Origin of the sequence: Lactobacillus laiwuensis (genome assembly GCF_019972835.1) — a bacterium.
GTDB lineage: Bacteria > Bacillota > Bacilli > Lactobacillales > Lactobacillaceae > Lactobacillus > Lactobacillus laiwuensis.
Genome location: NZ_BPPB01000001.1, coordinates 184,098 through 196,539 on the forward strand (window position 1 = coordinate 184,098; position 12,442 = coordinate 196,539).

Here is a 12,442-nt window from a genome sequence, read left to right on the forward strand (position 1 = left end):
GAGGATTCTTGTGAAAGGTATACTTATCTTTTTAGTAGTATTTGGAATCTTGGTTTTTGTCCATGAATTTGGGCACTTTATTGTTGCAAAAAAGTGCGGTATTTTAGTGCGTGAATTTTCTATAGGCATGGGACCTAAGCTTTTCCAAGTTAGACGCAATCCAACTACTTACACTATTAGGTGGCTTCCCTTAGGTGGATATGTCCGTTTAGCAAGTAAAGATGACGAAACTGATTTAGCAGCAGGGATGAGAGTAGTTTTGCAGTTTAATCAGCAAAAAGAAGTTGTAAGAATTGATGCTTCTGAATCTGATATACCGATTGAAGGAATACCATTACAAATCACGAAATTTGATTTGGTAGATCAACTTTTTATTTCTGGATATGAAAATGGTGAAGAAGATCGGCTGGTTACATACAAAGTCAATCATGATGCCACGGTTATTGATCAGTCAAAGACAGAGCTAATTATTGCACCACGGGATACCCAGTTTCAAGAAGCCAATGTCTGGCAAAAATTAGCTACTAACATTGCTGGACCGCTAATGAATATCATTCTAGGCTTTGTTGTTTTTTTAATTTGGACATTTACTGTTCCGGGTCCTGCAACTACAGAAATAGCTGAAGTAACACCTAATTCACCAGCTGCTATTGCAAAACTTGAACCAGATTCAAAAATTGTGGCTGTTAATGGTCACAAAATAACGTCTTTTGAACAAATTTCGGAAGAAATAGCTCAGAATAAAAGTAAAAAAATTAATATTTCTGTTATCAAAAATAAGCAAAAAAAAGTGGTAAGCGTTCAACCGAAAGTTGTTAAAGTTCAAGGCAAAAAAGTATACCAAATCGGAATCAGAGCAAAAAGTGATGAGAGCATCAGTGCGAAATTTAAACGTGGTTGGAATACAGCTGTTTCTACTACTGGAATGATTTTCAATGCAGTTGGGGGGTTATTTCGTCATTTTAGTTTAAATAAACTTTCCGGCCCAGTTGGGATTTATTCTCAGACATCACAGGTTTCGCAAATGGGTTTTACCTACATCTTAGCCTTTTTGGCCATGATCTCAATTAACTTGGGAATCGTTAATCTAATTCCTATACCTGGTCTTGATGGTGGTAAGTTCTTGCTTAACCTTATTGAAATAGTTCGTGGTAAACCAATTTCTGAAAATCATGAGGCCATGGTGGAATTGATAGGTTTCGGCTTACTGTTAGTGTTAATTATTGCTGTAACGGGAAATGATATTTACCGTTACTTTATTAAATAAAATATAAATTTGGGAGAGAGTTTAAATGCGACAATCTAAATTATTTATGCCGACTTTAAAGGAAGCACCAGCTGATGCTGTAGCTGAAAGTCATAAACTGATGCTGCGAGGTGGATATGTTCGTCAGGTTACGGCAGGTGTTTATGCGTATTTGCCTTTAGGGTACCGCGTTCTAAGTAAAGCTGAACAGATAATGCGTGAAGAAATGGCAAAAATCAACGTGCCAGAAATGGCAATGCCGGATCTTTTACCAGCAACTTTATGGGAAGAATCAGGCAGATGGCAAAAATATGGTCCGGAAATGTTTAAACTTAAAGACAGACATGGTCGTCAAAGTCTGCTAGGACCAACTCATGAGGAAACATTTACTGATATTGTCGCAAAAGATTTAAAAAGTTATAAGCAAATGCCGATAGCTCTTTTCCAAATTCAATCAAAGTTTAGAGATGAAAACAGGCCTCGTTTCGGTTTACTGCGATCTCGTGAATTTATCATGCTTGATGCATACAGTTTTGCAGCAACGAAAGAACAGCTTGATCAACAGTTTGAAGACGAAAAAAAGGCTTTTACAGCTGCATACCAACGTTGTGGCTTGAAAGTTACACCAGTTATTGCTGATTCAGGAACTATGGGAGGCAAAAATTCAACTGAATTTCAAGCTCCAGCTGCCATTGGTGAAGATACCATTGCTACGAATGAAACAGGAACATATTCAGCTAATCTAGAAATGGCTTGCAGTATTGATACGTTTAAGCAGGAAGAGGAACCGTTAAAACAAGTTGAAGAAGTAGCTACTCCCGGTCAAGAAACAATATCAGACCTAGTAGACTTTTTAAAAGTTCCAGCTACAAGAATTGTTAAAAGTATACTTTATATTGCTAATGAAAATGAAAACGTATTGGTTTTAATTCGGGGTGATAAACAAGTAAATGAAGTGAAATTGAAGCACCTACTAGATGCTGATTCACTTAGGGTGGCTACTGATGCTGAATTAACAGACATAACTGGGGTGACTAAAGGTAGCGTTGGTCCAATTAATGCTGATTGGGCTGATCAAGTAGTTGCAGACAATACAGTAAACAATCTTTATAACTTCTTTGTCGGCGCTAACAAAAAAGGTTTTCAGTTTAAAAATGTAAATTTGAGACGTGATTTTAATCCTGACAAATTCGGAGATGTGAGAGTGGCTAACGAGGGTGAACCAGATCCAGTTGATCACTTGCCACTAAAATTTACAACTTCAATAGAGGTTGGTCATATTTTTAAACTGGGAACATACTATACAAAAACTATGGGCGCAAATTTCCTCGATAAAAATGGTAAAGCTCAACCTGTTATAATGGGTTCATATGGTATTGGCGTCACAAGAGTTTTATCTGCTGTGATTGAACAGCATTTGACTAAAAATGGCGTGGCGTGGCCTAAGGAAATTGCACCATTTAGCCTGCACATTGTGCAAATGAAAATGAAAGATGATGGTCAAACGAGTTTGGCTCAAAAACTTGAAGAAAAATACAGCGCTAAGTATGATGTATTGTATGATGATCGTAATGAGCGGGCAGGAGTTAAATTTGCTGACGCTGACTTACTAGGCGCTCCAGTGAGAGTGACTGTGGGTAAAAAAGCCAGTGAAGAAGTAGTTGAAGTTAAAAGACCTACTGATGAAAAAGTTACTGAAATGACACTGTCTGAATTAGATGATTTTGTTAATAAAGAGTTAGGATAATTTTCGTGACTGATAAAAATAAACTATTTTTAAGGTTATTGCAGCAAATTAAGTTTCCGCAAGAATTTGCAGATAACGATTTGTTGCAGAAGGGCGAAATTGAGAACGTGGATGTTTACGCTAAAGAACACAGGTGGGATATCCATGTTCTTTTTACTACACCATTAAAATTTGAAACCTTTAACGCTTTGAATAAGGCTATAACTGCCAGTTTTTCTTCTTTTGTCAATGCTCATTTGTATGTTCGTTCTCAAGATGGGGCAGATGAATATTTAACTGACTATTGGCAGTTTGCTGTGCAAAATTCTCAGGCCTTGCAACCAGTGGCACGAGAATTTATTTCTAGTCACAAGCCTAAAAAGGAAAATGGACGCTGGATAATTCCGGTTGATAATTTAGTTGTTGACGGACTGCTCGAGCAAAAAATGCTTGATGAACTAGCGGAAGAAATGAGAAATTTTGGTTTCTTTAACTTGAAGTTCGTAACGGAAATTGACGATGAAAATTCCAAAAATAATTTAGCTAGTCTTCAGGAACTGCAGGAACAACATGAGCAAAATATGCAGGAAGAATATGATGCAGCTCCACCACAAGAAAAGCCCAAGCAAACAACCTACCCAACCAAAAAGACTCGTTATGGCAATCGCAAACTAGATGAAAATATGCCTGTGACGCAAATTAAAGAAGTGATAGATGGAATTAGAAATGTTGTGATAGAAGGCAATATTTTTAACATTTCCAGTCGCGAATTAAAAAATGGTTCAATTATATTTACTGGTGAAATAACGGATTATACCGATTCAATTTCCTTTAAGAAATTTGTTTCAGATAAAGAGCAAATTGAAAAAATGACAAAAATTAAACCGGGGACTTGGGCCAAGATGCAAGGATCGGCAGCTGAAGACCAGTGGAGTCATGATACTGTTTTTAATATTTCTTGTTTTGAAATTGTAGAGCATATTGGAAGAACGGAAAAATATCAAGGCGATCAAAAAAGAGTAGAGTTGCACTTGCATACTAATATGAGTCAACTAGATGCTACTAATACAGCAACTGATTTTGTCAAAGCTGCCAAAAAGTTTGGGCAAAAGGCAATCGCTATTACTGACCATGCTGATGTTCAAGCCTTCCCAGAAGCATATAATGCTGGTAAACAGAATGGCGTCAAAATTATTTATGGCCTTGAAGCAAATATGATTGACGATCATGCATTACTAGTTCTTAATCCTGCGTCAATGACATATAAAGATCGTGAATTTGTTATTTTTGACGTTGAAACGACAGGGTTATCATCCGTTTACGATACTATTATTGAAATTGGTGCTGTGAAAATGAAAAATGGGGAAGTTTTGGAGAGGTTTGATAAATTTATTAATCCCCATCATCCGTTAAGTGAAAAGACAATTAATTTGACGTCAATTACTGATGAAATGGTAGGAGCAGCTGATGATGAGGCTGTGGTTATCAAGCAATTTCAGGATTTTTATGGTGACCGTCCCCTTTGTGGTCATAATGTTCAGTTTGATGTTGGTTTTGTCAACGCAGCATTGAGAAGAGCAAAATTAGATGAAATTACCCAGCCGGTAGTTGATACGCTAGAAGTATCACGGTTGCTTCATCCAGAACAAACCAGACATACCTTAGATTCTCTTGCCAAAAAATATAATGTTGTCCTCGAGCATCACCATAGGGCTAACCAAGATGCTGAGGCAACAGGCTATTTAATGTTTAAGCTTTTAGATGCTTTTGCCAAAAAGTATCACGAAGATAATTTAGGTAAAATGAACGATTATGCTGCTCAAGGTCAAGTATTTAAAAGAGCACGACCACAACATATGACTATCCTAGCTAAGAATCAGGCTGGTCTTAAAAACATGTATAGACTAGTTTCGATTGCCAGTACCAAAGATTTTTATAGAATTCCCCGCACACCTAAATCTAATTTAGTTAAGAATCATGAAGGTTTGCTATATGGCTCTGGCTGCTCTGAAGGCGATGTTTTTGTTGCAATGATGCAAAAGGGCTATGACGAAGCGCGCAAGAAGGCACGCTTTTACGATTATCTCGAAATTCAGCCACCGGCAAATTACTCAGTTATGATCGAAGATCATTTGATTGCTGATGAAGCAGAACTTGAAGAAATTCTAACTAATATTTATAAATTGGGTAAGGAATTAAATAAACCAGTAGTGGCCACTGGGGATGCGCATTATCTGGAAGAACATGATGCTATTTATCGTACGATTTTGATTTCGGCTCAACGAAGTAATCCTGACAGAAACAAAAAACAGCCCGACATGCATTTTTACACTACTCAGGAAATGCTTGATGCATTTAGTTTCTTAGGTGAAGATGCTGCTAAAGAAATAGTAATTACTAATCCTAATAAAATTGCTGAGACAATTGAGGAAATTTCACCTATTAAAGATGGACTTTATCCACCTCACATTGATAATGCTGATGAAGAAATGAAGCGTTTGACTTATGACAAAGCACATGAATTATATGGGGATCCACTGCCGAAGATTGTTCAAGATAGACTTGATATGGAACTCAATTCAATCATTTCCAACGGTTATGCGGTGATTTATCTTATTTCACAAAGACTAGTGGCTAAGTCAAATAAGGATGGTTACTTAGTTGGTTCACGTGGTTCTGTTGGCTCTAGTCTGGTGGCTACTATGTCGGGTATAACTGAAGTCAACCCATTGGCCCCTCATTATCGTTGTCCAAAATGTCAGTATTCCCAATTTTTTGAAAACGGTGAATATGGTTCTGGATACGACTTGCCAGATAAAAAATGTCCTAAGTGTGGAGCTGAACTGGTTAAGGATGGGCAAGATATTCCTTTTGCAACGTTTTTGGGATTTCACGGTGACAAAGTTCCTGATATCGATTTGAATTTCTCTGGTGACTATCAGCCAGTGGCTCATAACTTTATTCGGGTAATGTTTGGACCTGATAATTCCTACCGTGCCGGTACAATAGCTACTGTTGCCGATAAGACAGCTTATGGCTATGCCAAGCATTATGATGAAGAAAAAGAGTTAAATTTACGTGGTGCTGAACTTGATCGTCTTGCAGCTGGTGTCAGTGGGGTTAAACGAACTACCGGGCAGCATCCAGCAGGTATTGTTGTCGTTCCTGATGATATGGATATCTATGACTTTACGCCGGTGCAATATCCTGCAGATGATGTAAATGCTGCGTGGTTGACAACTCATTTTGACTTTCATTCCATTCATGATAATATTTTAAAATTTGATATTTTAGGCCATGATGATCCAACGATGATTAGGATGTTGCAGGATCTTTCGGGCGTTGATCCCCTAACAATTCCACCCGATGATCCAGGAGTGATGTCGCTTTTTTCCAGTCCTAAAATATTAGGTGTAACTCCTGAACAAATTCAATCTGAAACGGGAACACTGGGAGTACCTGAATTTGGTACAAAATTCGTTAGAGGGATGCTAGAAGAAACCAAGCCAACTACTTTTTCTGAACTATTGCAAATTTCTGGTTTGTCACATGGTACTGATGTCTGGTTAGGAAATGCTGAAGAATTAGTTAACAACGGTACTTGCAAGCTAAAAGACGTTATTGGTTGTCGCGACAATATCATGATGGACTTGATCCACTGGGGTGTTAAACCTGAAGTAGCCTTTTCTACTATGGAATCTGTGCGTCATGGCCGCGGAATTAGTGATGACGATATGGCTGTTTTAAAGAAAAACGATAAGATACCTGACTGGTATATTCCGTCTTGTCTCAAAATCAAGTATATGTTTCCGAAAGCTCATGCTACGGCTTATATATTAATGGCTTTAAGAATTGCCTGGTTCAAAGTTTATTATCCTGAAATTTACTACACTGCTTATTTCTCGGTGCGTGCAGATTTGTTTGATTTAGTAGCGATGAGTCATGGAAAAAACACCGTTAAAAAGGCAATGGCTGATATTCAAAATCAAGGTAATGACGCCTCCGCCAAGGATAAGAGCCTTCTGACAGTCTTAGAAATTGCCAATGAGTGTTTAGAGCGTGGTATTAAAATAAAAATGGTTGATATCAATCAATCCGAGGCTACTAATTTTAAAATTATTGATCAGCATACAATTTTAGCACCATTTAACGCAGTTCCTGGGCTGGGAAATAATGCAGCCAAACAAATTGTTGCTGCCAGAACTGAGCAAAAGTTTTTGTCAAAAGAAGACTTGGCAAACCGTGGTAAAGTATCCCAGTCAATTATGGACTATTTAGAAAATAATGAAGTTCTAACTGGAATGCCGGAACAGAATCAGCTTTCACTCTTTTAAAATTTTGCAGTATTAATATAAATGTGATATACTTTTAAAAGAAGTTCGAATAAATGATTCGGAGTGAGCAACTGTGCTCACTCTTTTTATTACGGAGGAAAGTACTTGGCGAAAGTTAAAGATTCTGTTCTTAAAGAAATTAAACCAATTATTGCAGAACGCAATGATGAGTTTGTTGATATAGAATACGTTAAAGAAAAGGGTCAAAACTATTTAAGAATATATGTTGATCGAAAAAATGGTATTGATATGGATGAAATTGCAGGGTTAAGTGAATTATTATCTGCAAAGCTTGATCAGATACAACCTGACCCGTTTCCTAACCCTTATATTTTGGAAGTTTCTTCTCCTGGTATTGAAAGGCCAATTAGAAATGAGACAGATTGGCAAAAAGCTTTAAATGAATATGTGCATGTAAAGTTATACCAGAAAGTTGAAGGCGGAAAAGAATATGAGGGAACTTTAAAATCTTATAATGATAGCAAAATCGAACTTGAAATAAAGGTAAAAACTAAGAAAAAAGTTTTATCACTTCCCCGTAAAACAATTGCAAGCATTCGTTTCGCAATTGAGTTTTAGAAAGGTTGATTAAAATTTATGTCTAAAGAAATGCTTGAAGCGTTTGCTACTCTAGAAAAGACAAAGGGTATAAAGCAAGACGTAATTGTTGAAGCGATAAAAGCAGCGCTGGTTGCAGCATACAAGAAAAATTATAATCAGGCAACAAATGTCATAGTTGAATTTGATGAACGTAAAGGCGACTTTAAGCTGATGACTGAAAAGACTGTTGTCGAAGAAGTTCATGATGAACGGTTGGAAATCAGTTTAAAGGATGCTTTAACAATTAATCGGGCATATGAACTTGGTGATAAAATTCGTTTCGAAGTTGCACCTAAGAATTTTGGTAGAATTGCGGCACAAACGGCTAAACAAGTTATTATGCAACATTTGCGTGAGGCAGAGAGAAATCATATCATTGACGAGTATTCTCAGTACGAAGATGAATTAATAACAGGCACTGTTGAAAGACGTGATAATCGTTTCGTTTATGTTAAAATTGGTAATGTTGAAGCAGTAATGCCACGTAACGATCAAATGCCAGGTGAAAGCTATAATCCACAAGATCAAATTCGAGTTTTAGTGACTCATGTTGGTTCAGATTCAAAAGGTGCTCAAATTACGGTTTCACGCACTGCCCCTGATATGGTAAAGAGATTATTTGAGCAGGAAGTACCTGAAATATATGATGGAACTGTTGAAGTGGTCTCAATTGCTCGTGAAGCAGGAGACAGGACCAAGATTGCTGTAAAATCTAATGATCCTAATATTGATCCAGTAGGTACATGCGTTGGTCAAAGAGGAGCCAGGGTACAAAATGTAGTTAATGAACTTGACGGTGAAAATATAGATGTAGTTAAATACGAGGAAGATCCATCGGACTACATTGCTAATGCCTTGAATCCTGCTGAAGTAATTGCTGTTCAATTTGGAGATGAAGACAATGAAAAAAGTGCTTTAGTAATTGTTCCAGATTACCAGCTGTCACTTGCAATTGGTAAAAAAGGACAGAATGTTCGTTTAGCTGCCAGATTGACTGGCTATAAGATAGATATTAGACCAGAATCTGAAGTAGAATTTGTTGATGAAAGCAGTGAACAGGCTGAAAAAGAGAATGAACAAGCTGAAACGACTGATTCAGTCGAAAATAGTTCAAATTCTGCTTCAAAAATAAATAGTGACTTTGCTGAGGGCGATGAATCTGATGGAGAGTCAACCACTTCTGAAGAGACTGAATCAGAAGATAAGCTACAAGATAAAGTAACTGATGGTGAAACAGTAGATTCTACTGAAAATTAAAGCAAGAGGTGAAACTTTTGAAGAAAAGAAAGATTCCAATGCGAAAAGATTTGTTAACTAATACTATGCAGCCTAAAAAAGAATTGGTGCGTATTGTAGTCGACAAAGAAAAGAATATTTCAGTTGACCCTACTGGTAAAAAACCTGGTAGAGGAGCATATGTTTCGCTTGATCCAAGTCAGATCAAAAATGCTCAAGAGAAAGGCTTAATTGAACGCAGTTTAGGAACTAAAGTGCCTAAAGAATTTTACCAAGAGCTATACTCATATGTTGACCATCAAAAGGCGAGAAAAGAATTGTTTGGTGATAAATAGATTTGCAAAATAGACAAAAAGCACTAAATTTGTTGGGACTAAGTCAAAAAGCTGGAAAATTAGTTTCAGGCTCTGAAATTGTTACGATAGGTGCAAAAGCCAAAAAGGTAAAACTAATTATTTTAGCTCAAGATTGTCATGCAGATACTACTGCAAAAATATTCAAAGTTGGGAAACAAAATAACGTTCTTGTTATTAACGAATTTAATAGTAATGAAATTTCCCAAGCGATTGGAAAAAAGCGAAAAGTTTTAGGAATTACTGATACTGGTTTCTGCAAAGCATTGTTACAAAAAATAGATGAAGGAGTGTGATTTGATGGCTAAAACAAGAATTTATGAATTGGCAAAAGAATTAGGCATCGATAATAAAATTGTGGTCAATAAGGCTAAGGACCTGGGCCTTGATGTTAAAAATCATATGTCATCACTTGAAGATTCACAAGTAAATCAATTAAAAGATAGTTTTCGTAGCTCCGCTCCCGCGCAAAAGCAAGAGAAACCTGCGAAAAAGAGCAGTAAAATCAAAATTTCCGTTACCTCAATTCGCAAAAATGAAAAAAAACATGAGGAAAATAAAGGTAACAAGAACAACAAAAGAACCAACAATTTTCACAGATCTAACAATAGATCAAGACAGGCTCAAGATCGTAATAAGCAAGGTACTAACCCAAGCCAAAAGTCTTCAAAGCCAGTAGCACAGGACTTGTTAAAACAGTTGAAACAAAAACAACGTGTGGATGAAAAGAAATTAAACCGTCAAAGTGAGAGAGTCCAGAAGTCTTATAATGAAGACCAAACAAAGGCTAAAAAATCTTCTGCTGAGGATAGCAAAGTAGTTTCTAAATCCGAAAATAAAGTTGTCAAAGTCGAGACTACAGCTCCTAAAGTAACTGGACCTAAAATAATTAAGCCTTCACCTGCCAGAATGAAGAATACACAAAAGGCTAGTCCAGTTAATAAACCTAAAGCTTTGGATACAAATGCTGCACCTGAACCTGCGAAAGAAGAAAAACGTCGTGGTAATGGTCATGGTCGTAATTCTGGTAAACCTGGCAGAAAAGGCAAAAATCAATCTTTTGGTGCTAATAATTATTCAAGGCATCAAGAAAAACGCAAACGTAAGAATAAGAAAAAGCAATTTGAACAAGTACCAAAGAAACAACCAACTCAGAGAAAAGAACGTCCATTACCAGAAACACTGGTGTACGAAGTTGGTATGAATGCTCAAGATTTGGGCAAGTTGCTGCACCGTGAACCAGCTGAAATAGTTAAAAAACTCTTTATGTTAGGTGTGATGACTAATCAAAATCAATCACTTGATAAAGATGCAATTGAGTTAGTTGCTGCTGAATATAATATCAATGCCAAAGAAAAAGTTCATGAAGATATATCTGACATTGATACTCTCTATGATAAGAGAATGGCTGCTTCTAAGAAATCCAAACACCAGACCAAACGTCCACCTGTAGTTACGATTATGGGACACGTTGATCATGGTAAGACTACTTTACTTGATCGTTTGCGTCATACTCACGTGTCTGCTCATGAAGCTGGTGGCATTACGCAGAAAATCGGTGCCTATCAGGTAAGAGTTGATAATAAACCAATCACATTTTTAGATACGCCTGGACATGCAGCATTTTCTAATATGCGTGAACGTGGTGCTGAAATCACTGACATTGTTGTACTGGTTGTAGCTGCAGACGATGGGGTTATGCCACAAACTGTTGAAGCAATTGACCATGCTAAAAGTGCTAAGGTACCAATCATTGTCGCAATTAACAAAATGGATGTTCCTGGTGCAAACCCTGAGCATGTTACTGAACAGTTAATGAAGTACAATTTGATTCCGGAGAATTATGGTGGTGACACTATTTTTGTAAACATTTCTGCCAAAACTGGTGAAAATGTTGATGAACTTTTACAAATGATTCTTCTGCAAGCAGACGTCATGGAACTGCAAGCAGATCCTACGCAAAAGGCTATTGGCACCGTTATTGAAGCTCGCCTTTCCCGTGGCCGTGGCCCAGTTGCTGACCTTCTAGTTCAACAGGGTACATTAAAAGTCGGTGATCCAATTGTTGTTGGAAATCGCTTTGGTAGGGTTCGTGTTATGACGAATGACCGCGGTCGTCAAGTAGAAAAAGCGACTCCATCTATGCCAGTTGAAATTACTGGATTGAATGATGTGCCCGAGTCAGCCGATAAGATAGTTGTCTTTGATGATGAAAAGACTGCAAGAAGCGTTGGTGAACAAAGAGCACAACAGGCTTTACAACAATCTCGTGAAAATGTCCAACATGTTACTCTTGATAACTTGTTTGACACGATGAAAAAAGAAAACATGAAAGAAGTAGACGTTGTCTTGAAAGCAGATGTCCAAGGTTCAGTAGAAGCTTTACAACAATCGCTTGAAAAGATAGAAGTCGAGGGCGTTCGTGTTAATATTATTCATGCAGGTGTAGGTGCAGTAAATGAATCAGATGTTACTTTAGCTGGTGCTTCTAATGCCTTTATTATCGGCTTTAATGTTCGTCCAACAGCCACGGCAAAATCTCAAGCTGAAGCAGATGGAGTAGATATTCGACTATATAGTATTATTTATAAGGCAATTGATGATGTTAAAGCTGCCATGAAAGGTATGCTCGAACCAACTTATGAAGATAAAGTTGTTGGCAACTTAACTGTACGTGAAACTTGGAAAGTTTCTAAAGTTGGAACAATTGCAGGAGCCTTTGTTGATTCCGGATACGTATCAAAAGATTCTGAAATCAATTTGATTCGTGATGGGGTTGTGATCTATACCGGAAAAGTTGCGTCACTCAAACGGTTTAAAGATGATGCTAAAATTGTTAAGCAAGGATTCGATTGCGGTTTAACAATTGAGGGCTATAATGACATCAAGATTGGTGACGAAATGGAAGCCGTTGAAAAGCAGGAAGTTAAGCCTGAATAAATTAACT

Annotated in this window: 8 protein-coding genes; all 8 read left to right on the top strand. The window is 37.3% G+C overall.

The window, feature by feature from the left end; all coding sequences use genetic code 11:
* The first annotated feature begins 10 nt into the window (after nucleotides 1–10).
* The 8 genes from rseP (at nucleotide 11) to infB (ending at nucleotide 12,435) form a co-directional block, all read left to right on the top strand.
* Nucleotides 11–1,267, top strand: a complete 1,257-nt coding sequence (gene rseP, locus LDM92_RS00910) for an RIP metalloprotease RseP (protein ID WP_223901634.1) — start codon at nucleotides 11–13, stop codon at nucleotides 1,265–1,267.
* Between the two features lie 25 nt (nucleotides 1,268–1,292).
* On the top strand, nucleotides 1,293–2,993 hold the full coding sequence (locus LDM92_RS00915; RefSeq protein ID WP_223901635.1) for a proline--tRNA ligase: 1,701 nt from the start codon (nucleotides 1,293–1,295) through the stop codon (nucleotides 2,991–2,993).
* Between the two features lie 5 nt (nucleotides 2,994–2,998).
* Nucleotides 2,999–7,306: a PolC-type DNA polymerase III gene (locus LDM92_RS00920; protein WP_223901636.1), complete on the top strand. Its 4,308-nt coding sequence runs from the start codon at nucleotides 2,999–3,001 to the stop codon at nucleotides 7,304–7,306.
* A gap of 105 nt (nucleotides 7,307–7,411) precedes the next feature.
* Entirely contained in the window at nucleotides 7,412–7,885 is a 474-nt protein-coding gene (rimP, locus tag LDM92_RS00925) for a ribosome maturation factor RimP (protein ID WP_223901637.1), read from the top strand.
* Between the two features lie 18 nt (nucleotides 7,886–7,903).
* Nucleotides 7,904–9,163 carry a transcription termination factor NusA gene (gene nusA, locus LDM92_RS00930; protein WP_223901638.1) on the top strand — a complete coding sequence of 420 codons (1,260 nt, stop codon included), beginning with the start codon at nucleotides 7,904–7,906 and terminating at the stop codon, nucleotides 9,161–9,163.
* A gap of 17 nt (nucleotides 9,164–9,180) precedes the next feature.
* Nucleotides 9,181–9,477: an RNase P modulator RnpM gene (gene rnpM / locus LDM92_RS00935; protein WP_141639320.1), complete on the top strand. Its 297-nt coding sequence runs from the start codon at nucleotides 9,181–9,183 to the stop codon at nucleotides 9,475–9,477.
* Between the two features lie 2 nt (nucleotides 9,478–9,479).
* Entirely contained in the window at nucleotides 9,480–9,791 is a 312-nt protein-coding gene (locus tag LDM92_RS00940) for a L7Ae/L30e/S12e/Gadd45 family ribosomal protein (RefSeq protein WP_223901639.1), read from the top strand.
* A 4-nt stretch (nucleotides 9,792–9,795) separates the two neighbouring features.
* Nucleotides 9,796–12,435, top strand: a complete 2,640-nt coding sequence (infB, locus tag LDM92_RS00945; protein WP_223901640.1) for a translation initiation factor IF-2 — start codon at nucleotides 9,796–9,798, stop codon at nucleotides 12,433–12,435.
* The last annotated feature ends 7 nt before the right edge of the window (nucleotides 12,436–12,442 follow it).

What these genes read in the sequence shown, in the direction of transcription:
- LDM92_RS00915 (WP_223901635.1), top strand. Translation starts at nt 1,293, where the DNA reads ATGCGACAATCTAAATTATTTATGCCGACTTTAAAGGAAGCACCAGCT.
- nusA (WP_223901638.1), top strand. Translation starts at nt 7,904, where the DNA reads ATGTCTAAAGAAATGCTTGAAGCGTTTGCTACTCTAGAAAAGACAAAG.
- infB (WP_223901640.1), top strand. Translation starts at nt 9,796, where the DNA reads ATGGCTAAAACAAGAATTTATGAATTGGCAAAAGAATTAGGCATCGAT.